Here is a 24,094-nt window from a genome sequence, read left to right on the forward strand (position 1 = left end):
GTTTTCATAACTCGTGATGAGAAGATTGAACAATTGAAACGAAGGTATCCTGTAAAGATTTTGCTGGAAGTTTCAAGTTATCTAGAAGAAATTCGTAGATTCTATTTTTCCTCGGATGAGCATATTGTGAAGTAGCGAGTCCGAGGAGGGACGAGAATGACGATCGAACAAATACTACCGTTGTTTATAATGGCATTTGCCTTAGGAATGGATGCATTTTCTGTAAGCCTCGGCATGGGGATGGTAGCCCTTAGAATGCGACAAATCATGTATATCGGTATGACAATAGGGGTGTTTCATATTGTTATGCCGTTTCTTGGTATGATACTAGGACGTTTTTTATCGGAGACATTTGGTCATATGGCAACTGTTGCCGGGGCTATTTTATTAATTGGATTAGGGTTTTATATTGTATACTCTGCAATTTTAGAAGGGGAAGAGACAAGATCTGCTCCGGTGGGGATAAGTTTACTTATATTTGCGTTTAGTGTGAGTGTTGATAGTTTTTCGGTTGGGCTCAGTCTTGGGATTTACGGAGCACAAATGATTGTAACAATCTTACTATTTGGACTGGTTAGTATGATATTAGCCTGGAGTGGTTTACTGATTGGAAGACATGCAAAGCGTTTACTTGGTATGTACGGTGAAGTAATCGGGGGTATCATTCTTGTTGGTTTTGGATTATGTCTTCTTTTTCCAATATAATCTTGCTACGATATAAGAAAATGGTACATCTGTTTTGTTTATATTTTTTTCAAGATAGTTACACATGCTTGTTGTTTTGCGGTTATTTTACAAATAACAGTGCTGGACTAAACTAGATTCATTCGTGAACGGTCAATATAAATTAATTCCTTTCTGTACAAAACATTTTTTCTAACAGTTGTTATTTTAATGGAAAATCTTATATGGTAAAAAGGATGATAGGAATGACAAGGATAAAACAAGTTTTTGGTATTATTATTAGTTTTTTCGTATTTTGGTTTAGTGTGCTCGGTGTACAAATGTTTGCGGAGTTTCTAAATATAGATTCTTTAAAATTCATTCAGGGGAGAACAGAAGCAGCTCGTATGTTTTATTCTCCTTACCCATTTGTAATCGTTTTTCTCATTACATTACTTTCGCTCTATTTCTTTGTTATAAAGCTTGGGAATCCGAAAAAGGAAAGTGCGCCTGTGTTAGAGAAAAAGCGCGGGGAAGTATAATATATAGAAGAAGACCAGCTTGTGTGATGCCTAGGCTGGTCTTTTTGTGTTATAAAATGAGCGAGCCGCTTCCGCTTTTAAAAATATCCAGCTGCAGCGGCAAGAATGGTCGGTGGCTTCACATCTTCCTGCGAGGCAAAAAGCGCCTCTACGTCAGAAGCACCATCCTCCTCCCATTCTGAGCGAGCCGCTTTCGCTTTTAAATTGGCCTTACAAGCTCAAATTGTTCTCCTAATTTGGCGTAGTTGTGTCCGGCTAGTCGGCTTATTGGTTTTAGTTCTTCTGCGTGAATACGCCCGTTTTCATATAAATGTTCTGCGATGTGGAAACGGACAATGCGGCCGATTAGTAGGTCACATGCGGGAGAGTCTTCTGTTCCTCCTAGTGGGATGGCTTGTTCTAATACGCATTCCATTCGAATATTCGCTTCTTTTACACCTGGTACGGAGATGACATCGCTTTCGATAGGGGTTAGCTTAGCTAATTCAATTTCACTTTGAGTTGGAGGGAGGTTTGCAGCGGTTTCGTTGATGGCCTCCACATAGGATTCATCGGAAATATGTACAACAAATTCACCTTTCTCAATTGCGTTTCGAGAAGTATCTTTTCGCTCTCCTCCTTTTCGCTGCACAGAAACTGAGATGAGCGGTGGATTAGCAGCAACAATATTAAAATAGCTGTATGGAGCTCCATTTAAAACCCCGTCTTTTGTTATAGAAGTAACGAATGCGACTGGGCGCGGAATAATACTCCCCGTTAATAATTTGTAATTATCTTTTTCTGTTTGTTCATTTGGATTAATCGAAAGCATATTTAGAATCTCCCTTCCTTGATATGAATACTTCTTTGTTTGTTTACAAGATAATGGAGGGAAACTCCTGCTAAAAAAATTTTTTTTGACGGTTTTTGTAATCAATGATTTTGAAATATACAAGAGAGTAGAGTCTTTCTGTAACGTCAGCCGCAATTTTACATGGCATACTTAATATTTTTTATTTAATAGATGGATGTCGAGTGAATGGAACTGGCTAAATTCATCTTATTGGCGAAGGTGTTCGGCATGATGTACCTGATACATCGAAAAATTAAGCGATAGGTGAATCAATTGACGAAAAGAATTTATTAAGAAAAATAATCCAAACAAGCATTAACTTTTAAAGAATTTCAACTCTCTGCATTGATGGGAAGAATGAAATGACTTTATTATTTCGTTACACCTTTAACGGAACAAACCTTATGTTAATTTAGGCTGAATTAAATATATATTTTCTAAATTGCTATTGTAATCTCTACGAGAGTTGTATACTGGTATGAGTTAAAATACTCATTAGATTTAGGAGGCTTCTTACATGATTAGTGAGTTGAAAGAACAAGCACTTGATGAGCTTGATGGAAAATGGGGATTAGCAGTAGGGATTACATTGATCCTTACGTTTCCTTTCCTATGGACTTGTGGCTGGAGCGAAGTGATAGAATCGCTTGTGATAGATATTATTGTAATACTAATGGTTTGCCCTTTAACTCTAGGTGCCTATCATCTTGCTTTAAATACAGTTCGAGAAAAAACAGTTGGAATTGGGCAATTATTTGAATGGTGTACAGGGGTCAAAAAATACATTAAATCAATTTTAATACATTTACTAATTAGTATCTATCTGGCTTTATGGATATTGTTATTTATCATTCCGGGAATTGTTAAATGTTTCTCTTATACCATGACCTACTTTATTTTAAATGACCACCCAGAATTTTCAATGAACCAAGCTATTGCTGAAAGTCGCCGTATGATGAACGGAAATAAAATGGATTATTTCGTAATGTGTTTAAGTTTTATTGGCTGGTTTATATTAAGTGTCTTTACTTTAGGAATCGGTTTCTTGTGGTTAATCCCATATTTTTATACTACAAAAGCGGCGTTTTATGAGAAAGTTTCACAAGACTATTACAAAAGAAAATCTAGTTAAATTAATTTTTATTTAAGCTTAGTTTAATGGCAATGGAGGCTCATTATAAGCACTCTTTTTATGAGTTTTGTTTCTACTGAGTTGGGGACTTTGTATCGTATGTACATCAAGTTGGGACTTTTATGTCTTAGGCTTATGACACAACAGTCCCAACTAAATTACTATGATTGTTTTCATTTCAATAATTCGCTAGTTGACGCGATGAAAAACTTATGAAATACATTCATATGCAAAACATAAAAAGGGAATTGGTGAGTACAAGGAAGGAATATTGGTAGAAATCCTTAAGAAGATAATTATCTACTATTTTAGGAAAGATAAAGTAATGAAAATCTATACGGATTAAAGTTGTAAGGACAACAAAAGACCACCAAGTTTTTTTACTTGGTGGTCTTACTATTTTAATGAGCTTGAGTGTTAGAAATTTATCAATCTAACTGCAAATGTATATTCCGATGGTGTAAAAAAATACCTTGAAACCAAAATGATTAATTAAAGTAAAACATAAGCGCCAGGCCCAGTTAATGCAACACCAACTGCGATAGCGATTAAGATCATGTTATATTCAAAACCGTTTTGTGTTACCCAGTAGCCATTTTTTCCGTGTACAGTAAAGATTGCAACTAGCATTGTACCAACGATAAATAATGAGCCAACCCAAGTGAAGATACCTGCCGCGAATAAGAAACCGCCTAATAGTTCAGTTGCACCAGCCATAAATGCCATGAATACGCCAGGGCGTAAGCCAATTGATTCCATCCAGCCGCCTGTTCCTTTTAGGCCGTGACCACCAAACCAACCGAATAATTTCTGAGCACCGTGGCCCATGAATGTAATTCCAATAATAAGACGAATAATAAGAAGACCGATGTTCATCATCTATAAAACCTCCAAAAAGTTATTTACTTACCTTATGTAAGTTATAATAAATCAGTTACTTACTTTAGTCAAGTGACTTTCGAAAAAACATAAAGAAATTTTACAAATCAATAACAAAAAAAATGTTGTAAAGACCTCTAGACGAGTTGTGAAAAAAAGGAGAAAATATACGTAAGAAGTTTATTTCTATTATTGTTATTCAGACAATTTGAATTGACTGGAATTTTACAAGGCGATACAATAAGGCTCTATTAGTAAGTACGCAATTTTTTTCGAAAGCGTTTTTACACTATAATATTTGAAGTATGAAGTCTTACATGTATCGCAATCTTTACTAGGGAGTACCCTATACATTTTTAATCTAATTATAAGGAGGACCATCCTATGTTTAAAAAATTATTTGGTCTTGGCTCAAAAACAAATGCAGAAACAATCGTAGCTCCATTAACTGGAGAAGTGAAAAATATTGAAGAAGTACCAGATCCAGTATTTGCTGGTCGTATGATGGGTGACGGTGTTGCAATCGTTCCAACTGAAGGTGTAGTTGTATCACCAGTAGACGGTGAAATTGTACAATTATTCCATACAAAACACGCTGTTGGAATTAAAGCGAAAAATGGTACGGAAATTTTAATTCACGTTGGTTTAGAAACTGTAAAAATGGAAGGCGAAGGTTTCGAAGCTCACGTATCTGAAGGACAAGCTGTGAAAGCTGGCGACAAATTAATTTCTTTCGATTTAGAATTAATTCGCGAAAAAGCAAAAAGCACAATTACTCCAATCGTTATTACAAACACGGATGCAACAGAATCTATTCATACAACTATAGGCGTATCAGCTACAAAAGGTGCAACTGAAGTAATGAAAGTTACAATGAAATAATGATGTTTTGTAAGGAATCTATTTCATATGAAATGGATTCCTTAATTTATTTAGTTATAAGTTTTTTTCGTGGGATGTTTCAGTTATGTATGGTACTATATTGAGGGCACTTGGAACTAGGGTTTCACATATATGTGGATAGGGCGTATTTCTCTAAGAAAAAATAAAGGAGAAATGCGCCTTTTGTATATTCACATTTCTTTTGTTCCATTGTAATCTACGTTATGATGAGTGTAGGACATTCACCATAAGGAGGGAGCTTAGATGAAGCGAGTGTTGTTTGTTTGCACTGGAAATACATGTCGTAGCCCAATGGCAGAGGCGTTGCTTCGTCACTATGGAGAAGGGAAGTTTGAGGCGAAGTCTGCTGGTGTTTTTGCCAATCCTGGAAGTGACGCATCTTTACATGCAAAAGATGCATTGGCAGAAAAAGGGGTTAAAATAGCGCATGCTTCGCAGCAAATAACGGAAGAATTACTTGAGTGGGCGGATATGGTTCTCACGATGACGGAAAGCCATAAGCAACTTGTGCTTGGGTACTATCCGAATGCGGGGGAGAAAGTGCATACATTATATAAATTTGTAGAAGGTACAAGTAAAGATATTTCAGACCCATTTGGTGGTTCTCTATCTATTTATCAATCAACATTAGTAGAGATGGAAGAACTTATACAAACTTTATTGGAAAAACATTCAGAAGGTTAATGTTTCGTGTATAATACGATATTGGAGATGATCTTGCTCGGAATGAGCAAGTGAGTATCAGTTTTTTTGCAATCATTCATCAGTGGGGGGAAGAACCCTACTTGATAGAAGTTTCACTAAAATTTTGGAGGGGTCAAAATGAAAGTAGTAGTAGCATCTGATCACGGTGGAATGAATATCCGCAAAGAAATCGTAAGTTTATTAGAAGAGCTAAATATTGAATATGTTGATTTAGGATGTGAATGTGAAGCAGGATCTGTTGATTATCCTGATTTTGCATTTCCAGCGGCAGAAATGGTTGCAAATGGTGAAGTAGACCGTGGTATTTTAGTTTGTGGAACAGGTATTGGTATGTCAATTGCAGCAAATAAAGTACACGGTATTCGCTGTGCGTTAGTACATGATACATTTAGTGCAAAAGCAACAAGAGAACATAATGATACAAACATGTTAGCGATGGGTGAGCGTGTGATTGGTGCTGGTTTAGCGCGTGATATTGCAAAAATTTGGCTGACAACTGATTACGAAGGTGGACGTCACGAAAATCGCGTAGGGAAAATTAAAACATACGAAGCGAAGTAATCTTTTATTAGGACATACTATCATTTGTTGAACCAACCTGTGAAAGGAAGAGGCGTCATGACGGAAATAGTAAAGGTGAAAGAGCAGCTACAAATATCGCTTTCTGATTTTCAAGAGCAAGCTTCTTTACAAAGCGGGCAAATTTTTGTAGTGGGCTGTAGCACGAGCGAAGTGCTAGGAGAGAAAATTGGAACATCAGGAACGATGGAAGTGGCAGAAGCGATTTTTTCTGAGCTAAAACAATTTCAAGAGCAAACTGGCATAGAATTGGCATTCCAATGTTGCGAGCATTTAAATCGTGCTTTAGTAGTAGAGAGAGAAGTAGCAATGAAGTATCAATTTGAAATTGTAACCGTTACGCCTGTTAGATCAGCTGGTGGTGCATTAGCAACATACGCCTATCAAAATCTAAAGGATCCTGTAGTAGTGGAGTTTATAAAAGCAGATGCAGGTATGGATATCGGTGATACATTTATTGGTATGCATCTAAAACATGTTGCAGTTCCAATTCGTACACGTGTAAAAGAGATTGGAAGTGCGCACGTAACGATGGCCAAAACACGTGCGAAACTTATTGGTGGGGCACGTGCTGTATATGCGGAAGTAGAAGAAACAGTTACTTGTAGCTAAAAATAAAGTAAAATTTTAATCAGTGGGTGGCTTCATCTCCCGTTGATTATTAGCTCGACCAATCGGACCTTTACGGGCAGTTGATTCCCCACTTAACCTTTTGCTTTTGCTGAATTTTGAGGTGAAGGTCTTACTGCCCGTTCATGCGGAAGTAGAAGAAACAGGGATACAGTATCTTTCGTAAAGACGTATGTAGTCTGACTTCATAAAGGATAAAAAGAAAAGACCGAACTCGGTCTTTTTTTCTTTTATGATATAGAAAGTCATGTTAGAATGTAGTTGAAAACATGAAGGTTCGAAGGAATTACAACTTGAATTTTCGTTTTTTCTGAATAAATAAGAAAAAACTGTTGGGAATCGGTGTAATTCGTTCAGAAAAGGGGGATTTTGGTGGATCATTTAAAACGTCAAGATGAAAAAGTATTTGCTGCAATTGAGGCAGAACTAGGAAGACAGCGTTCAAAGATTGAGTTAATTGCTTCAGAAAACTTCGTAAGTGAAGCTGTAATGGAAGCGCAAGGTTCTGTTTTAACAAACAAGTATGCGGAAGGATATCCTGGTAAACGTTACTATGGCGGTTGTGAGCATGTAGACGTAGTAGAGGATATCGCACGTGATCGTGTAAAAGAAATCTTTGGCGCAGAGCATGTAAACGTTCAACCACACTCTGGTGCACAAGCGAACATGGCTGTATACTTCACGATTTTAGAGCAAGGCGATACAGTACTTGGTATGAACTTATCCCACGGTGGTCACTTAACACACGGAAGCCCTGTTAACTTCAGTGGGGTACAATACAATTTCGTAGAATATGGCGTAGATGCTGAATCACACCTCATCAATTATGATGATGTGTTAGCAAAAGCAAAAGAACACAAGCCAAAATTAATCGTTGCAGGTGCAAGTGCATACCCTCGTGTTATCGATTTCAAGAGATTCCGTGAAATCGCAGACGAAGTAGGTGCATACTTAATGGTAGATATGGCACATATCGCAGGTTTAGTTGCAGCAGGCTTACATCCGAACCCAGTACCACATGCACATTTCGTTACAACAACAACACATAAAACATTACGTGGCCCACGCGGCGGTATGATTTTATGTGAAGAAAAATTTGCAAAGCAAATTGATAAATCAATCTTCCCTGGTATTCAAGGTGGACCACTAATGCACGTAATTGCTGCGAAAGCTGTTGCGTTTGGTGAGGCACTTCAAGAAGACTTTAAAATATATGCACAAAACATCATTAATAATGCGCAGCGCCTAGCGGAAGGTCTTCAAAAAGAAGGACTTACACTTGTTTCTGGTGGAACGGACAACCATCTTATCTTAATCGATGTTCGTAACCTAGATATTACAGGTAAAGTTGCAGAGCACATATTAGATGAAGTTGGTATTACTGTAAACAAGAACACAATCCCATTTGAAACAGCAAGCCCATTTGTAACAAGCGGTGTACGTATTGGTACAGCGGCGGTAACATCTCGCGGATTTGACTTAGAAGAAATGGATGAAATTGCAGCAATCATTGCTCATACGTTAAAAAATCATGAGAATGAAACGGCATTAGAAGAAGCACGTAAACGTGTAGAAGCATTAACAGCAAAATTCCCAATGTATACAGGTCTATAATAAATTGAATGAAGACTGTTAAAACACATCTTGTTTTAACAGTCTTTTTTATTTCTGAATCTAAATTTCAATATATAGTTTTCGGGATGTAATGTGATGAAGATTTGCTTCATAATGTAGAAAAGTAATAATGATGGACAGAAGAGCATACAGTACTCTTTTAGTATGTATACAAAACGTGAATAAATTTTGGATATATAATGAAGGATACGAATTCCATAAATGGTAAAGATATTAGGTATGTTCATAATCAAATTGAAACTTTTCCAAATTTGCCCTTGAATATTAGTAGCGTTTTCTTTACAATCGTAAATAGTGTAAAACGGCGTGTGCACACGCATGAATATCATCTTAAGGAGAGATTCACATGGGAAAACTGTATGTATTTGATCACCCGCTAATTCAACATAAGATTACATATATTCGCGATAAAAATACAGGTACAAAAGAATTTCGTGAATTAGTGGATGAAGTAGCAAGCTTAATGGCATTTGAAATTACACGTGATCTTCCACTTGAAGAAATCGAGATTGAAACCCCTGTAAGCAAAGCGAAAACAAAAGTGATCGCTGGTAAAAAGCTTGGTCTAATTCCGATTTTACGTGCAGGTTTAGGGATGGTAGACGGAATTCTGAAATTAATCCCAGCAGCAAAAGTGGGACACGTTGGTTTATATCGTGACCCGAAAACATTGCAACCGGTAGAATACTATGTGAAACTTCCAACGGATGTAGAAGAACGTGACTTTATCGTACTTGATCCGATGTTAGCAACAGGTGGTTCTGCGGCGGAAGCAATTAACTCTCTGAAAAAGCGCGGTGCGAAGCAAATTAAATTAATGTGTATCGTAGCTGCACCAGAAGGAGTAAAAGTAGTACAAGAAGAACATCCTGATGTTGATATTTATGTAGCGGCATTAGATGAGAAATTAAATGACCATGGTTATGTTGTTCCAGGTCTTGGCGATGCTGGTGACCGTTTATTTGGAACGAAGTAAGACAACAGACGAGAGGGGGTTCCTGCTCGTCTTTTTTTATGTAAAAACATGGAGAGGGGAGGGGCAATGGTATTTTTTGTATATGCAACATAACTTGCATATCTTTCACATATAATATAGAAGTCGAACGTCTAATAAGCTCTGTATTGTAGAGGAAAAACGTTATATCGTAAAAATATAATCGTGACAAACTTGTGAACTTTTTCTTCTATTATAAGGAGAAAACTTGAAGAAATTTGATATCTTTGGCCAGTATTTAGAAGGGGAACGTTTTCATTTTTGGCAGGAAATGACTAATACTCAAATTTTTAGATTTTTTACGATTTCTCGTTGACAGTGCTAATACCCTATTGTATGCTAACTACGGGGATGGATGGTAGGGCTTTCAGTGACAAATTTGCATCTATTCCGTGACAAAAAAGTAAACTTTTTATTTTGTATAGAATTTATACAAAAAAATGAGTTATTATTAACACATCGTGAATGAGGGTTACATATTGGAGGGATGAATCCTTGCAAAAAAACGATCGCAACCCAGTCAAAGCATATGCTTTAATGTCAGGAATTCTTGCTCAGCTAGTCGGTTCCATTCTTGTTGGAATTTTTGGTGGGCAATGGATTGATAGTAAGGTTGGAACGTTTCCGTTGTTTCTCATTATAGGCTTATTGCTAGGATTAGGAACAGGGATTTACGCAATGATTCGACTCATTCGACATTATTATTCGGGAGAGCAATGATGATAGACGTACATGGACTTGTCCAAAGACAAAAGAAATATATGTACTACTTGCTTGCGCTTCTAGTGCTAGGATGGGGATTTACCTCTTACAAGGATGTATTTCTTGGGCTGATTATCGGAACGATTTTCAGTTTTCTTAGTTTGCGCATCATTGCACGTAGAACAGACAAGCTATTAGATCGCGTTACCAATGGAGAGAACGTGAAATTTAAAGCAACGGCTGTCAGTACATATTCGAGATTTGCCACGATTGGATTATTAATTTTATTTGCGGCAAAATATCAGCATTTAATTGCGATGTGGAGCTTAGGTGTAGGATTGCTGACAGGATATCTTGTCATGATCATAGATTTTCTTTATTTAGAGTATAAGAGCAGGGAAGAGAGGTGAATTACTAGTGGAACACGGTAAATTAGTTGAATTTCTAGGTTTAACGTTCGATTTATCATCAGTTATGATGGTCACTATTTCAGCAGTTATTGTTTTTTTAATCGCTGTTATTGGAACTCGCAGCTTAGCTCTTCGTCCTACCGGAATGCAAAACTTCATGGAATGGATTTTAGACTTCGTGAAAGGGATCATTAACAGTACAATGGACTGGAAAACAGGTGGGCGCTTTTTAACACTTGGCGTAACACTTATGATGTTTATTTTCGTATCAAACATGCTAGGTTTACCATTCATGTATTCAACAACTGAGGCTGGTGAACACATTGCATGGTGGAGATCGCCAACGTCTGATCCAGCAGTTACATTAACATTAGCCGTGATGGTAGTTACCCTCACCCATTATTATGGAATTAAGATGAAGGGTACAAAAGGATATGTCAAAGGTTTCTTCCAACCTATGTCATTCTTATTTCCTTTAAAGGTTATTGAGGAGTTTGCTAACACATTAACGTTAGGTCTTCGTCTATTCGGTAACATTTATGCAGGTGAGATTTTGTTAGGATTACTTGCTAAATTAGGTGGAAGTACAGTACTTGGAGCATTAGGTGCTATTGTGCCGATGTTAGCGTGGATGGGATTCAGTGTGTTCGTTGGTTCAATCCAAGCGTTCATTTTTACAATGTTAACGATGGTTTACATGGCTCATAAAGTAAGTCATGACCATTAATATACTTTAATAAGTAAGTAAAAAAATCTATTTTTTTATAATACAAAGGAGGACAAATTAAATGAGTTTAGGTGTAATCGCAGCTGCAATTGCAATTGGTTTATCAGCATTAGGTGCAGGTATTGGTAACGGTCTTATCGTATCACGTACAATCGAAGGTGTTGCTCGTCAACCAGAATTAAAAGGCGCACTTCAAACAATTATGTTCATCGGGGTTGCATTAGTTGAGGCACTTCCAATCATCGGTGTAGTTATTGCATTCATCGTAATGAACAAATAAGGGAGACTCCCCTTACATAGATGGCGAAGAGTGTTTTTGGACTTTCTTCGCCATTGCTTTATGAACGAAATGTATGTCTTTTTTTTTCATATAGTAAATTTAGATATCACGAAGGGAGTGAATCCTTGTGCCAACTTTAATGTTAGGAGCTGCCATTCCATTTGGAACGATCGCTTATACATTGGTCGTTTTCCTAATTTTATTAGTAATGCTACGTAAATTTGCTTGGGGTCCTTTGATGGGAATTATGAAGGAACGTGAAGAGCATGTTGCTAGCGAAATCGATGCTGCAGAACAAAATAATGCAGAGGCGAAAAAGTTAGTAGAAGAACAACGTGAAATGTTAAAACAATCACGTGTTGAAGCACAAGAGTTAATCGAAAGAGCGAAAAAACAAGCAGAAGATCAAAAAGATGGTATTGTTGCCGCTGCAAAAGAAGAAGCAGAATCTATCAAAGCATCTGCTGTACAAGAAATTCAACGCGAAAAAGAGCAAGCAATTGCTGCTCTGCAAGAACAAGTCGCTTCTTTATCTGTTCAAATTGCTTCTAAAGTAATTGAGAAAGAATTAAAAGAAGAAGACCAAGTGAAGTTAATTCGCGATTATATTAAAGAAGTAGGAGAAGCGCGATGAGCAATGAGATTGTAGCAAAACGTTATGCTGTCGCTCTTTTTCAAATTGCAAAAGAAAAACACGTATTAGAAATGTTTGAAGAGGAATTACGCCTTGTACAAAACGTTTTTGTAAAAAACGGAGAACTACATAGCTTTTTAACACAACCAAACATTTCAAAGGAGCAGAAAAAAACGTTCCTTTCGAACGTATTCTCTTCTGTTTCTGAATCAATTTTAAATACGTTATATATTTTAATTGATAACAAACGCATTGAAATTCTACCTGAAATTGCAAATGAATATGTTGTTCTTGCTAATGACGAGCGTAACGTTGCTGATGCAACTGTATATTCAGTTCGTCCGCTATCAGAAGATGAAAAGCTTAGCATTGCAGAATCATTCGCAAAGAGAACAGGAAAAGATGCAATTCGTATTAAAAATGTTGTAGATGAAGATTTACTAGGCGGCATTAAAGTACGCATTGGAAATCGCATTTATGATGGTAGTTTACAAGGAAAGTTAGCACGTATTCAGCGTGAACTTATGAAGAATAGATAGGGGTGAAGCACATGAGCATCAGAGCTGAAGAAATTAGCGCACTGATAAAGCAACAAATCGAGAACTATCAGTCTGAAATCGAAGTTAGTGATGTTGGTACAGTTATCCAAGTTGGTGACGGTATCGCGCGTGCTCATGGTCTTGATAACGTAATGGCTGGTGAACTTGTAGAGTTCTCTAACGGCGTTATGGGACTAGCACAAAACTTAGAGGAAAACAACGTAGGTATCATTATTTTAGGACCTTACACAGAAATCCGTGAAGGTGATGAAGTTCGTCGTACTGGTCGCATCATGCAAGTACCAGTAGGGGCAGAACTAATTGGTCGTGTTGTAAACCCATTAGGTCAACCAGTAGACGGTTTAGGCCCAATCAATACAACAAAAACTCGTCCAATCGAAAGTCCAGCACCAGGTGTAATGGATCGTAAATCTGTTCATGAGCCACTTCAAACAGGTATTAAAGCGATCGATGCTCTTGTACCAATTGGTCGTGGTCAACGTGAGTTAATCATCGGTGACCGTCAAACAGGTAAAACAGCAGTTGCACTTGATACAATCTTGAACCAAAAAGATGAAGATATGATTTGTATCTACGTTGCAATTGGACAAAAAGAATCTACAGTACGTAACGTAGTAGAAACACTACGTAAGCACGGTGCGTTAGAGTACACAATCGTTGTAACAGCATCAGCTTCTCAACCAGCTCCATTATTATACTTAGCTCCTTACGCTGGTGTAACAATGGGTGAAGAGTTCATGTACAATGGTAAACACGTATTAGTAGTATATGATGACTTATCGAAACAAGCGGCTGCTTATCGTGAGCTTTCATTACTATTACGTCGTCCTCCAGGTCGTGAAGCGTATCCAGGGGATGTATTCTACTTACATTCTCGCTTACTAGAGCGTGCAGCAAAATTAAGTGATGCAAAAGGCGGCGGTTCTTTAACAGCTTTACCTTTCATCGAAACACAAGCAGGGGACGTATCAGCATACATCCCAACAAACGTAATCTCTATCACAGATGGACAGATCTTCTTACAATCTGATTTATTCTTCTCTGGTGTACGTCCAGCGATCGATGCAGGTACTTCGGTATCTCGTGTTGGTGGAGCTGCTCAGATTAAAGCGATGAGTAAAGTATCAGGTACACTTCGTCTTGACCTTGCATCTTATCGTGAGTTAGAAGCGTTCGCTGCGTTCGGTTCTGACCTTGATAAAGCAACACAAGCGAAATTAAACCGTGGTGCTCGCACAGTTGAAGTATTAAAACAAGGATTACACAAACCACTGCGAGTAGAGAAACAAGTTATCATTCTTTACGCTCTAACACGTGGATTCTTAGATGATATCCCAGTAGTAGATATCACTCGTTTTGAAGAAGAACTCCATGCGTGGTTAGATTCAAATGCAGCTGAATTATTAAGCGAAATCCGTACAACAAAAAAACTTGCGGATGACGAGAAATTTGCTGCAGCAATCAACGGATTTAAGAAAGTATTCGTAGCTTCTGAATAATAAAAGGCGGAAGTGGCTTGTTAGCCACTGGAGCTAGATTATATAAAAGGTGATTCTTTAGGGAATTGCTAACGGTTATGTAAAGGAAAAGAGTAGGTGCACCTATTCTTTTCCTTCAATCATGAGCAAGAAGATCTTGCAACGTAGATTAGAAAGATGAACGACAAGGATTCTTACTAATCGTGCCAACTTCCGGAAAAAAGGTGGTGAAAACCTGTGGCATCTTTACGCGATATAAAAGCGAAAATTAACTCGACTAAGAAAACGAGTCAAATTACGAAAGCGATGGAGATGGTATCTGCATCGAAATTGAACCGTGCAGAACAAAATGCTAAATCTTTCGTTCCGTATATGGAAAAGATTCAAGAAGTAGTAGCGAGTATTGCGCAAGGTAGCAAAGGAATTAATCATCCAATGTTAACAGCGCGTCCTGTAAAACGTACAGGATACATCGTTATCACGTCTGATCGCGGACTAGCAGGTGGTTATAACAGTAACGTATTACGTACGGTAAGTAACGTAATTCGCGAACGTCATAATATGGATTCAAACCAATATTCAATTATTGTGCTTGGACGACTAGGACGTGATTATTTAAAACGTCGTGGCTTTAATATTATTGATGAAGTAGTTGGATTATCTGACCACCCGTCATTTACGGATATTAAAGACCTTGCTTCTCGAGCAATTGCGATGTTTGCAGATGGCGCTTATGATGAGCTGTATATTTACTACAACCATTTCGTAAGTAAAATTTCACAAGAAGTAACGGAAAATAAAATTTTACCGCTTACGGACGTGAAGTCGGACAAACCGACGACAGCTTATGAGTTTGAACCTTCTGAAGAAGATATTTTAAAAGTATTATTGCCACAATACGCAGAAAGCTTAGTTTACGGTGCATTACTAGACGGTAAAGCAAGTGAACACGCAGCGCGTATGACAGCAATGAAGAGTGCTACAGACAACGCAATGGAAGTTATCGATACACTTACACTTTCATTCAACCGTGCTCGCCAAGCAGCGATTACGCAAGAAATTACGGAAATCGTTGGTGGAGCAGCAGCGCTAGAATAGTAATATAAAGTAGAAGCGGTTCGTTCAGAATGGGAGGGGGATGGAGCTTTTGCCTCGTAGGAAAAAGCGAAGCCACCGAGCATTCTAACCGCTGGAGCTAGATTGAATAAAAGGTGGAAGCGGCTCTATTATAAGAGTCGCCTAAGCTACACTAATAAAAAATGAAAGCCGACTGCTCATAAAAAGCTGGCTAATTTAGAGAAAGCTAGGAGGGAACCCGATGAACAAAGGGCGCGTTACGCAAATCATGGGTCCGGTTGTAGACGTTAAGTTTGACGGCGGAAAGCTACCTGAAATCTACAATGCCCTTAGAATTAAAAAAGATGAAGTTAACTTAACTTTAGAAGTTGCACTTCACTTAGGTGATGACACAGTTCGTACGGTTGCAATGTCTTCTACAGATGGACTTGTTCGTGGTACAGAAGTAGAGGATACTGGTAAACCAATTTCTGTTCCAGTTGGTGATGCAACACTTGGTCGTGTATTTAACGTATTAGGTGATGCAATTGACTTAGATGGTGAAGTTGCAGCGGATGTACGCCGTGATCCAATTCACCGTCAAGCACCTGCATTCGAAGAGCTATCTACAAAAGTAGAAATTCTTGAAACTGGTATTAAAGTAGTAGACTTACTTGCTCCATACATTAAAGGTGGTAAAATCGGTCTATTTGGTGGTGCCGGTGTAGGTAAAACAGTATTAATCCAGGAGTTAATTAACAACATCGCACAAGAGCACGGTGGTATCTCTGTATTCGCTGGTGTAGGTGAGCGTACTCGTGAAGGTAACGACTTATACCATGAAATGAGCGATTCTGGCGTAATTAAGAAAACAGCGATGGTATTCGGACAAATGAACGAGCCACCTGGTGCACGTCAACGTGTTGCATTAACAGGTTTAACAATGGCTGAACATTTCCGTGATGAGCAAGGACAAGACGTACTATTGTTCATCGATAACATCTTCCGTTTCACGCAAGCGGGTTCTGAAGTATCTGCCCTTCTTGGTCGTATGCCATCTGCGGTAGGTTACCAACCAACACTTGCAACTGAAATGGGTCAATTACAAGAACGTATTACATCTACAAATAAAGGGTCTATCACGTCTATCCAAGCGGTATATGTACCAGCCGATGACTACACTGACCCAGCACCAGCTACAACGTTCGCTCACTTAGATGCAACAACAAACCTAGAGCGTCGTTTAACACAAATGGGTATTTACCCAGCGGTAGATCCATTGGCATCTACATCTCGTGCGCTTTCTCCGGAAATCGTAGGAGAAGAGCATTATTCAGTTGCTCGTCAAATTCAGCAAACTCTACAACGTTATAAAGAGCTTCAAGATATCATCGCTATCTTAGGTATGGACGAGTTATCTGAAGAAGATAAATTAGTTGTACATCGTGCTCGTCGTGTTCAGTTCTTCTTATCACAGAACTTCCACGTAGCGGAGCAATTTACAGGTCAAAAAGGATCTTATGTACCTGTAAAAGAAACAGTTCGTGGTTTCAAAGAAATTCTAGAAGGAAAATATGATGACCTTCCAGAAGATGCATTCCGCTTAGTTGGTGGCATTGAAGAAGTTATTGAAAATGCGAAGAAAATGATGGCGTAAGGCCTTAGGAGGGACGAATTATGAAGACATTTCCAGTCAGTATTGTAACTCCTGATGGACCGGTTTACGAAAAAGAAGTAGAAATGGTAAGCGTGAAAGCAGAAAGTGGGGAAATGGGGATCTTACCAGGTCACATTCCTACTGTTGCACCACTAAAAATTAGTGCGGTTCGTTTGAAAAATGGCGGTCACACTGATTATGTAGCGGTAAGTGGTGGCTTTATCGAAGTTCGTCCAGATAAAGTGACAGTATTAGCACCATCTGCTGAAGAAGCAAACCATATCGATATTCATCGTGCAAACGAAGCGAAGCGTCGTGCTGAGCAACGTATGCAAGATAAACAAGTACATGTTGACTTCAAGCGTGCAGAACTTGCACTAAAACGTGCGGTTAACCGTTTGAATGTTTCTGATATGAAATAAAAAAATCCGTAAAGGTTCATTCCTTTACGGATTTTTTTATTTTACCCTGCTATTTTCCGGCAGCAATATTCCAGCTTAAAGTCAACTGTATCCCTAGGAGAACTTTATGTATTCCAAAAATATTTCCAAAAGTGGTACAATTATTATGTTTCTTCCTAGAGAAACTTACTATTTCGATTGAACAGAAGGGGATGAGAAAGTGATTAGTGAACTGAAACGGGAGGCATTAGAATCTTTAAGAGGAAGATGGGGATTGAGTGTTGGGGCAACGTTTATATATTATCTTATGGCGTTTGCTATTATGTTTGCGATGTACTTTATATTTTTTATATTTGTTATGTCTTTTGTTTTTGCAGTAGGTGGAGTTGCAGATGGAATAACAGATATATTTTATACGGATATGTTTTCGGTTGTCGCTCTTATTATTTTTTTATTGCTTTATTTTATTTTTATATTGGCTCTGTTTTCTTCGCAGGGAATTACGTTATACGGATACTATAATACCGTTTTCCAGTTAAGTAAAAAAGGTAATGTTACAATAGATTCTGTATTTGAAGGGTTTCGTGGTTTTAAGAGAATGATGGCTACTATGAGAGTGATGATTTTGATTCCTCTTTATTCAGGGATATGGCTGCCGTTTTTAGTAATGCTGATATTGCCATTCTTAATACCAGGTGACGGTACGGGATTTTTAGTTGTTTATATTGTTTCAATGATCATCACGATTATCCTTATGATTATGGCGTTTTTTTCGTACTCAATGACATTTTTTGTGTTAATTGAACATCCAGAGTATCCGGTTTTACGAGCAATGAAGGAAAGTAAAGCAATGATGAAAGGACATAAAATGGACTTATTCCTTTTATACCTTAGCTTTATTGGTTGGCTGATATTAGGTACGATTACTATAATCGGAGTACTATGGGTAATGCCGTATATGTATACGACAACAGCACATTTTTATCAGTACATATCAGAAAAAAATAGTTATGAGCCCCCAGCATAAACATGCTAGGGTTTTTTTATAGGAATTTCATAAATTCTTTACCGCTTAGTGGCTTACGGTAGCCTTGTATGTATTTACAGCTGTTATTGTGCATGAATTGAAGTTATTCTTTCGTTTCAATTCCTTTCGTAACAAAATGAAGAGGGATTTGAGTGTTTATGAAATGAGTTCGAATGATTGTATACCAAGTGATGTAAGGGAAAGTCTTCCTCTATGTTACTTGGTTTTTCTTTTCCCCAATATATCGACATGGGAATTTGAAGTTTGTTATAATAACAATAATCTCATTATTTAGAAAAATTTAAAAATAATAAATGATGCAGATGAGACATATTGTTTACTAAGTGAACTTGTTCCAAATTTAAGGGGGAGGGTTTCAGGGTGGCGAATGTATATGAAAATAGTTATATGATTGTTGGCATCTTTTTACTATTGGGCATATTGCTACCAGTAGTGGCTCTTACATTAGGCAAGCTGCTGCGCCCACATAAACCAAGCGCAGCAAAGGGAACGACGTATGAAAGCGGAATGGAACCTTATCATGATGCAAATGTTCGTTTTCATGCTCGTTATTATATTTTTGCGTTATTGTTTGTAATTTTTGATGTGGAAACTGTATTTTTATATCCGTGGGCTGTCGCATATGACAAGCTTGGTTTGTTTGCGCTTGTTGAAATGTTAATCTTTGTCATTATGTTGCTTGTTGGCCTGGCATATGCTTGGAAAAAGAAGGTGTTACAATGGCTATAAATTTCGAAGAATTACATCCACAGGAACGGGCGGAATTAGAGCGGAATATTTTCTTTACGACATTAGAGCAAGTAAAGGGATGGGCAAGGAGCAATTCTTTATGGCCGATGACATTTGGACTTGCATGCTGTGCGATTGAAATGATGGGAGTTGGCTCATCACATTATGATTTAGATCGATTTGGATCATTTTTTCGAACATCGCCGAGGCAATCAGATGTCATGATTGTTTCAGGAACAGTAACAAAGAAAATGGCGCCAATTGTGCGTCGTTTATACGACCAAATGCCGGAACCAAAATGGGTTATTGCAATGGGGTCCTGTGCAACAGCTGGTGGTCCATATGTGAACTCGTATGCTGTTGTGAAAGGAGTGGACCAAATCGTACCAGTAGATGTGTACATTCCAGGCTGTCCCCCGAACCCGGCGGCTTTAATTTATGGGATTAATAAATTGAAAGAGAAGATTCGTTACGAAGCAAAGACTGGAAAGCAGGTGACGAATAGATGAGCGATTCAAATAAAGAGATAGAGGATATGAAAAAAGAGGCTGCAAGACATGCGAAAGAAGAAGCGCGGAAACGGCTTGCTGCTAAGCATGAGATGGAAATGTCTAATGGAGTACAAGAAGAAAAGAAGAAAGCGCTACCAAAAGATAGCGAGGTCAGTATAGAGGAAGCAAAACACCATGCCGTAGAGGTTGCGTTAGCGAAGCAGGAAGCAAAAGAAAGTGAACCCCCATCAGAAGAAAAGGCGAAAGCAGCCGCAGCAGCAAAAGCAAAGGCAGCGGCGTTAGCGAAGCAGAAAGCAAAAGAAAATGAATCCCCATCAGAAGAAGAAAAGGAAAAAGCGAAGGCAAAGGCGGTAGCAGCAGCAAAAGCAAAAGCGGCAGCGCTAGCGAAACAGAAGGTATCCAAGGAAGGAACAACGTCTAATGATGAAAAGGTAAAGGCGATTGCAGCGGCAAAAGCAAAGGCAGCCGCTGCTGCTAAGGCAAAAGGCGCTGTGGGCAAGAGAGAAGAAGAGATGAAGCAAGAGGAACCATCTTCGAATCAGCCATATCTGGATGCTTATGTAGAGATTATTAAGGAGAAAATGGATGAAAATTCATTAGAAGATTATTATATTAATAAACTTTCGAAGGATGTACCAACACTTGTTGTTAAGCTGGAAAGGTACTACGAAGTAATGGAATTATTGCGAGGCCATGAAGGACTTGCCTTTGATTATATGTCGGAGTTACATGCTACGGATTTTGTTACACATATGGAAGTGTATGTTCACTTATTTTCATATGGAAAGAAACAATCTGTCGCAGTGAAGGTGAAGATGGACAGGGAGTCGCCGCGAGTAGCATCGATTGCGCCGCTATGGAGCGGGGCAGACTGGCCAGAGCGAGAAGCATATGACTTGCTTGGTGTTACGTTTGAAGGACATCCGAATTTAACGCGTATTTTAATGCCAGAAGATTGGGCTGGTCATCCGCTTCGAAAAGATTATGAACCACTCGATGTGGAGGTGTAGCAATATGATCCGTACAGAAGAAATGCTTTTAAATGTAGGGCCGCAGCACCCGAGTACACACGGTGTATTTAGGCTTGTTATTAAAATTGATGGGGAAATTATAAAGGAAGCTACACCTGTCATTGGTTATTTACACCGCGGAACAGAGAAAATCGCAGAGAACTTGCAGTATACACAAATTATCCCTTATACAGATCGAATGGACTATTTATCGGCGATGACGAATAACTATGTGATCTGTCACGCTGTTGAGACAATGATGGGGCTTGAGATTCCAGAGCGGGCCGAATATTTGCGAGTACTTGCGATGGAGCTTGGTCGCGTTGCGAGCCATCTCGTTTGGTGGGGAACGAATCTTCTTGATATTGGAGCGGTTAGCCCGTTTCTATATGCATTCCGGGAGCGAGAGATGATTATTAATCTCTTAAATGAGCTCTGTGGTGCGCGGTTAACGTTCAATTATATGAGGGTAGGCGGTGTAAAGTGGGATGCCCCAGATGGCTGGATTGAAAAAGTTCGCGAGTTTGTTCCGTATATGAGAGAGCAATTGAAGGGTTATCACGATCTTGTGAGCGGAAATGAAATTTTCTTAAAACGTGTGAAGGGCGTTGGAATATATAGCGCGGAAGATGCACTTTCTTATTCACTTAGCGGAGCAAATTTACGATGCACAGGTGTAAAGTGGGATCTTCGCAAGGATGAACCGTACTCTATTTATGACCGTTTTGATTTTGATGTTCCGGTAGGAAACGTGGGGGATGCTTGGGATCGTTATGTTTGCCGGATGGAGGAAATTGAGGAATCCCTCAAAATTATTGAGCAGGCGGCCCGGCAATTCCCGTCAGAAGGGCCGGTGTTGGCGAAAGTGCCGAAAATTATTAAGGTGCCAAAGGGTGAGGCATTTGTTCGCATTGAGTCGCCGCGCGGAGAGATAGGCTGTTATATTGCTAGCGAAGGGAAGAAAGAGCCGTATCGCTTAAAGTTCCGCAGGCCATCTTTCTATAACCTCCAAATTTTACCGAAGCTTTTGAAGGGTGAAAATATCGCGAACTTAATTACCATTTTAGGCGGCGTTGATATTGTACTTGGGGAGGTTGATGGGTGATGATAGAGCGCCTCTTAGAGTCATCGGCAAGTTGGACGAATTTTTTCATTTTTTTCGGATTAGCGGTGCTTTTATTATTTGCTGTCCTTGGATTTGTTACATATGGGATTTTAGCAGAGCGAAAAGTAATGGGATTTATGCAAGGACGGATAGGACCGAATCAGGTCGGCGGCAGATTTGGTTTATTGCAAACAGTTGCTGATGTTTTAAAGCTTTTATTAAAAGAAGATAGCATTCCGAAAGCTGCAGATAAGCCGCTGTTTATATTGGCACCTGTTATTGCATTCGCACCAGCTTTTATGGTGCTTGCAGTCATTCCGTTTACAGATAAATTTCAGTTTGCAGATATCGGAGTAGGGCTTCTTTACTATATTGCTGTATCAGGGATTACAACGATTGGTGTTGTGACCGGAGGATGGGCATCAAACAATAAATATTCACTTTTAGGCGGGATGCGTGCGGCGGCGCAGATGATTTCCTATGAGATTCCGCTTGTAATGAGCGTAATTGGCGTTGTCTTATTAGCTGGCAGTCTCAATTTAAATGAAATCGTAGCGGGGCAGGAGAAAGTTTGGTACATTTTTGCGCAGCCGATCGGTTTTGTGATTTTCTTAATCGCAGCAGTTGCAGAGCTCAACCGGACACCGTTTGACTTACCAGAGGCGGAATCAGAACTTGTCTCTGGATATCATACCGAGTATTCAGGGTTTCGCTGGGCATTCTTTATGCTCTCTGAGTACGTGTACTTCTTTGGAATGGCTTCGCTTATAACGGTGCTGTTTTTAGGAGGATGGCAGCCAATTCCGTTTCTTGGTTTTATTCCTGGTGCTGTATGGTTTGCTTTAAAGTTTAGCGCGGTAGTTTTCTTGCTTATTTGGTTCCGCGTTACGTTTCCGCGTATCAGGGGTGATCAATTGATGGAGTTTGGCTGGAAAGTATTATTGCCAATCGCACTTGCAAATATTTTCTTAACGGCATTGATTAAGGAGTTATTCTTCTAATCTATGAGGGGGGTGCCAGTAAGATATGAAAGGGCTATTTAAAGGTTTAAAATATACGCTTAGCAACTTAAGTAAGAAAAAAGTAACGTACGATTATCCCAATCAACCATTACCACTACCAGATCGCTTCCGAGGGATTCAAAAATTCTATCCAGAAAAATGCATTGTTTGTAACCAATGTTCTAACATTTGTCCAACTGATTGTATTCAACTAACAGGGAAGAAGCATCCAGACCCTACGAAAAAAGGGAAAATCATTGATACGTATGATATTAACTTTGAAATTTGTATTCTTTGCGATTTATGTACAGAGGTTTGCCCAACTGAGGCCATTGTTATGACAAACAATTTCGAGTTAGCGGAGTATTCGCGTGATGATTTGTTTAAAAATTTGCAGTGGCTCGATGAAAATGATGAGAACGTCAGAAAGGAGAATAAAGCATGAGCGGCGATTTGATAGCGTTTTTTATATTGTCCTTAACGGCGATTATCGGTGGTATCCTTATGCTGAACTTAACGAAAGTCATGCATATGATGCTCGCCCTTGTGTTTACGTTTCTTAGCATTGCGGGATTGTATTTTCTATTATCAGCGGAGTTTGTTGGGGTCACACAAATTTTAATTTATTCCGGAGCAATTACGATTATTATGATTTTCGGTATTATGCTAACGAAGCATGACGCTGAAAGTGAATCTAGTTTTAGTTTTCGTAAGTTGCTTATCTTCCTCGCAGTAGTAGCGTTTGGCGCGGTAATGTACTTTGCTGTTAATAATATAGATTTTACAAATCGAAATGTACAAGGAAGTTTACCGCTTCATGAACAAAATACACTTCAAATTGGTACACTTTTGTATTCGAAATATGTTATTCCATTTGAATTAACGTCGGTTATTTTGCTTGTTGCGCTTGTTGGGGCAATTGTACTTGCGAAGAAGGATGAGAAAGAGGGGGATTCCAATGAGTAGTGTTCCAGTTGCCGCCTACTTAGCTCTTGCTATTATTCTGTTTTGCATCGGCTTATTCGGGGCTTTAACAAAGCGGAATACGGTCATTGTCTTAATTTGTATTGAACTGATGTTAAATGCGGCGAACTTAAACCTAGTCGCTTTTAGTAAATTAGGCTTTTTTCCGAACTTAACAGGACAAATTTTTTCACTGTTTACGATGTCCGTTGCGGCAGCGGAAGCAGCAGTCGGACTTGCGATATTAATTGCGTTATATCGTAAGCATGCAACCGTTAACGTAGATGAAATGGATTCGCTTAAAGGTTAATTGTGACCAAAAAGGGG

At 38.8% G+C, this 24,094-nt stretch carries 31 protein-coding genes and 1 pseudogene; 30 read left to right on the forward strand and 2 right to left on the reverse strand.

Going from position 1 to position 24,094, the window contains the following annotated elements; all coding sequences use genetic code 11:
- The first annotated feature begins 156 nt into the window (after window positions 1-156).
- Together M014_RS0111410 and M014_RS0111415 are read left to right on the forward strand one after the other, a co-directional pair.
- Window positions 157-705, forward strand: a complete 549-nt coding sequence (locus M014_RS0111410; RefSeq protein WP_026591848.1) for a manganese efflux pump MntP — start codon at window positions 157-159, stop codon at window positions 703-705.
- Between the two features lie 224 nt (window positions 706-929).
- Window positions 930-1,205, forward strand: a complete 276-nt coding sequence (locus tag M014_RS0111415) for a DUF3935 domain-containing protein (RefSeq protein ID WP_026591849.1) — start codon at window positions 930-932, stop codon at window positions 1,203-1,205.
- Between the two features lie 199 nt (window positions 1,206-1,404).
- Here M014_RS0111415 and M014_RS0111420 read toward each other — a convergent pair whose 3' ends face one another.
- Window positions 1,405-2,016, reverse strand: coding sequence for a flavin reductase family protein (locus M014_RS0111420; protein ID WP_026591850.1), 612 nt, complete (start codon window positions 2,014-2,016; stop codon window positions 1,405-1,407).
- Window positions 2,017-2,117: 101 nt separating this feature from the next.
- On the opposite strand from M014_RS0111420, the pseudogene M014_RS30465 reads away from it, so the two are divergent.
- Together M014_RS30465 and M014_RS0111425 are read left to right on the forward strand one after the other, a co-directional pair.
- Window positions 2,118-2,301, forward strand: a pseudogene (locus M014_RS30465) (CPBP family intramembrane glutamic endopeptidase); the annotation flags it as partial.
- Between the two features lie 253 nt (window positions 2,302-2,554).
- Complete coding sequence (locus M014_RS0111425) at window positions 2,555-3,169, forward strand: DUF975 family protein (RefSeq protein WP_026591851.1); 615 nt, start codon at window positions 2,555-2,557, stop codon at window positions 3,167-3,169.
- A gap of 492 nt (window positions 3,170-3,661) precedes the next feature.
- Here M014_RS0111425 and M014_RS0111430 read toward each other — a convergent pair whose 3' ends face one another.
- A complete protein-coding gene (locus M014_RS0111430; protein ID WP_026591852.1) occupies window positions 3,662-4,048 on the reverse strand; it encodes a DoxX family protein in 387 nt (128 codons plus the stop codon).
- Between the two features lie 384 nt (window positions 4,049-4,432).
- Here M014_RS0111430 and M014_RS0111435 point away from each other — a divergent pair, with 384 nt between their 5' ends.
- From M014_RS0111435 to nuoK, 26 genes are all read left to right on the forward strand, one after another.
- Window positions 4,433-4,930: a PTS sugar transporter subunit IIA gene (locus M014_RS0111435; protein ID WP_026591853.1), complete on the forward strand. Its 498-nt coding sequence runs from the start codon at window positions 4,433-4,435 to the stop codon at window positions 4,928-4,930.
- A 264-nt stretch (window positions 4,931-5,194) separates the two neighbouring features.
- Window positions 5,195-5,635, forward strand: coding sequence for a low molecular weight protein arginine phosphatase (locus M014_RS0111440; protein WP_026591854.1), 441 nt, complete (start codon window positions 5,195-5,197; stop codon window positions 5,633-5,635).
- A gap of 138 nt (window positions 5,636-5,773) precedes the next feature.
- Entirely contained in the window at window positions 5,774-6,217 is a 444-nt protein-coding gene (rpiB, locus tag M014_RS0111445; RefSeq protein ID WP_026591855.1) for a ribose 5-phosphate isomerase B, read from the forward strand.
- 57 nt (window positions 6,218-6,274) lie between these two features.
- Window positions 6,275-6,847, forward strand: a complete 573-nt coding sequence (locus M014_RS0111450; RefSeq protein ID WP_026591856.1) for a TIGR01440 family protein — start codon at window positions 6,275-6,277, stop codon at window positions 6,845-6,847.
- Between the two features lie 390 nt (window positions 6,848-7,237).
- Window positions 7,238-8,479, forward strand: a complete 1,242-nt coding sequence (gene glyA / locus M014_RS0111455; RefSeq protein ID WP_026591857.1) for a serine hydroxymethyltransferase — start codon at window positions 7,238-7,240, stop codon at window positions 8,477-8,479.
- A 367-nt stretch (window positions 8,480-8,846) separates the two neighbouring features.
- A complete protein-coding gene (gene upp / locus M014_RS0111460; protein ID WP_003202275.1) occupies window positions 8,847-9,476 on the forward strand; it encodes a uracil phosphoribosyltransferase in 630 nt (209 codons plus the stop codon).
- A gap of 373 nt (window positions 9,477-9,849) precedes the next feature.
- Window positions 9,850-9,963, forward strand: a complete 114-nt coding sequence (locus tag M014_RS28265) for a DUF4024 domain-containing protein (protein WP_081811022.1) — start codon at window positions 9,850-9,852, stop codon at window positions 9,961-9,963.
- A 26-nt stretch (window positions 9,964-9,989) separates the two neighbouring features.
- A complete protein-coding gene (locus tag M014_RS0111465) occupies window positions 9,990-10,214 on the forward strand; it encodes an AtpZ/AtpI family protein (protein WP_001171217.1) in 225 nt (74 codons plus the stop codon).
- Window positions 10,214-10,606 (forward strand): ATP synthase subunit I, encoded by a 393-nt coding sequence (locus M014_RS0111470; protein WP_000567602.1) that lies wholly within the window; start codon window positions 10,214-10,216, stop codon window positions 10,604-10,606. The genes M014_RS0111465 and M014_RS0111470 overlap by 1 nt, the downstream gene beginning before the upstream one ends.
- A 7-nt stretch (window positions 10,607-10,613) precedes the next feature.
- Window positions 10,614-11,333, forward strand: a complete 720-nt coding sequence (gene atpB, locus M014_RS0111475) for a F0F1 ATP synthase subunit A (RefSeq protein WP_026591858.1) — start codon at window positions 10,614-10,616, stop codon at window positions 11,331-11,333.
- 61 nt (window positions 11,334-11,394) lie between these two features.
- Entirely contained in the window at window positions 11,395-11,613 is a 219-nt protein-coding gene (atpE, locus tag M014_RS0111480) for a F0F1 ATP synthase subunit C (RefSeq protein WP_000052064.1), read from the forward strand.
- A gap of 127 nt (window positions 11,614-11,740) precedes the next feature.
- Window positions 11,741-12,247 carry a F0F1 ATP synthase subunit B gene (gene atpF / locus M014_RS0111485; RefSeq protein ID WP_026591859.1) on the forward strand — a complete coding sequence of 169 codons (507 nt, stop codon included), beginning with the start codon at window positions 11,741-11,743 and terminating at the stop codon, window positions 12,245-12,247.
- Complete coding sequence (locus M014_RS0111490; protein ID WP_026591860.1) at window positions 12,244-12,786, forward strand: F0F1 ATP synthase subunit delta; 543 nt, start codon at window positions 12,244-12,246, stop codon at window positions 12,784-12,786. The genes atpF and M014_RS0111490 overlap by 4 nt, the downstream gene beginning before the upstream one ends.
- 11 nt (window positions 12,787-12,797) lie before the next feature.
- Window positions 12,798-14,306, forward strand: a complete 1,509-nt coding sequence (atpA, locus tag M014_RS0111495) for a F0F1 ATP synthase subunit alpha (RefSeq protein ID WP_026591861.1) — start codon at window positions 12,798-12,800, stop codon at window positions 14,304-14,306.
- A 216-nt stretch (window positions 14,307-14,522) separates the two neighbouring features.
- Window positions 14,523-15,383 (forward strand): F0F1 ATP synthase subunit gamma, encoded by an 861-nt coding sequence (gene atpG / locus M014_RS0111500; protein WP_026591862.1) that lies wholly within the window; start codon window positions 14,523-14,525, stop codon window positions 15,381-15,383.
- A 220-nt stretch (window positions 15,384-15,603) separates the two neighbouring features.
- The gene (atpD, locus tag M014_RS0111505) at window positions 15,604-16,998 is read left to right on the forward strand and encodes a F0F1 ATP synthase subunit beta (protein ID WP_026591863.1); all 1,395 of its coding nucleotides are present in this window, start codon (window positions 15,604-15,606) and stop codon (window positions 16,996-16,998) included.
- A 20-nt stretch (window positions 16,999-17,018) separates the two neighbouring features.
- The gene (gene atpC, locus M014_RS0111510; protein WP_026591864.1) at window positions 17,019-17,420 is read left to right on the forward strand and encodes a F0F1 ATP synthase subunit epsilon; all 402 of its coding nucleotides are present in this window, start codon (window positions 17,019-17,021) and stop codon (window positions 17,418-17,420) included.
- Between the two features lie 199 nt (window positions 17,421-17,619).
- Window positions 17,620-18,426 carry a DUF975 family protein gene (locus tag M014_RS0111515; protein WP_026591865.1) on the forward strand — a complete coding sequence of 269 codons (807 nt, stop codon included), beginning with the start codon at window positions 17,620-17,622 and terminating at the stop codon, window positions 18,424-18,426.
- A gap of 381 nt (window positions 18,427-18,807) precedes the next feature.
- A complete protein-coding gene (locus M014_RS0111520; protein ID WP_026591866.1) occupies window positions 18,808-19,176 on the forward strand; it encodes an NADH-quinone oxidoreductase subunit A in 369 nt (122 codons plus the stop codon).
- The gene (gene nuoB / locus M014_RS0111525) at window positions 19,167-19,685 is read left to right on the forward strand and encodes an NADH-quinone oxidoreductase subunit NuoB (RefSeq protein ID WP_017153544.1); all 519 of its coding nucleotides are present in this window, start codon (window positions 19,167-19,169) and stop codon (window positions 19,683-19,685) included. Before M014_RS0111520 ends, nuoB begins: the two co-directional genes overlap by 10 nt.
- Complete coding sequence (locus tag M014_RS0111530; protein WP_026591867.1) at window positions 19,682-20,698, forward strand: NADH-quinone oxidoreductase subunit C; 1,017 nt, start codon at window positions 19,682-19,684, stop codon at window positions 20,696-20,698. Before nuoB ends, M014_RS0111530 begins: the two co-directional genes overlap by 4 nt.
- Before the next feature lie 4 nt (window positions 20,699-20,702).
- Complete coding sequence (nuoD, locus tag M014_RS0111535) at window positions 20,703-21,803, forward strand: NADH-quinone oxidoreductase subunit NuoD (RefSeq protein WP_026591868.1); 1,101 nt, start codon at window positions 20,703-20,705, stop codon at window positions 21,801-21,803.
- Window positions 21,803-22,804, forward strand: coding sequence for an NADH-quinone oxidoreductase subunit NuoH (gene nuoH / locus M014_RS0111540; RefSeq protein WP_026591869.1), 1,002 nt, complete (start codon window positions 21,803-21,805; stop codon window positions 22,802-22,804). Before nuoD ends, nuoH begins: the two co-directional genes overlap by 1 nt.
- Before the next feature lie 25 nt (window positions 22,805-22,829).
- A complete protein-coding gene (nuoI, locus tag M014_RS0111545; RefSeq protein WP_000677191.1) occupies window positions 22,830-23,249 on the forward strand; it encodes an NADH-quinone oxidoreductase subunit NuoI in 420 nt (139 codons plus the stop codon).
- On the forward strand, window positions 23,246-23,770 hold the full coding sequence (locus M014_RS0111550; protein WP_026591870.1) for an NADH-quinone oxidoreductase subunit J: 525 nt from the start codon (window positions 23,246-23,248) through the stop codon (window positions 23,768-23,770). The genes nuoI and M014_RS0111550 overlap by 4 nt, the downstream gene beginning before the upstream one ends.
- Window positions 23,763-24,077 carry an NADH-quinone oxidoreductase subunit NuoK gene (nuoK, locus tag M014_RS0111555; RefSeq protein ID WP_026591871.1) on the forward strand — a complete coding sequence of 105 codons (315 nt, stop codon included), beginning with the start codon at window positions 23,763-23,765 and terminating at the stop codon, window positions 24,075-24,077. The genes M014_RS0111550 and nuoK overlap by 8 nt, the downstream gene beginning before the upstream one ends.
- Window positions 24,078-24,094: the final 17 nt, after the last annotated feature.

The organism is Bacillus sp. UNC437CL72CviS29 (assembly GCF_000482345.1).
Lineage (GTDB): Bacteria > Bacillota > Bacilli > Bacillales > Bacillaceae_G > Bacillus_A > Bacillus_A arachidis.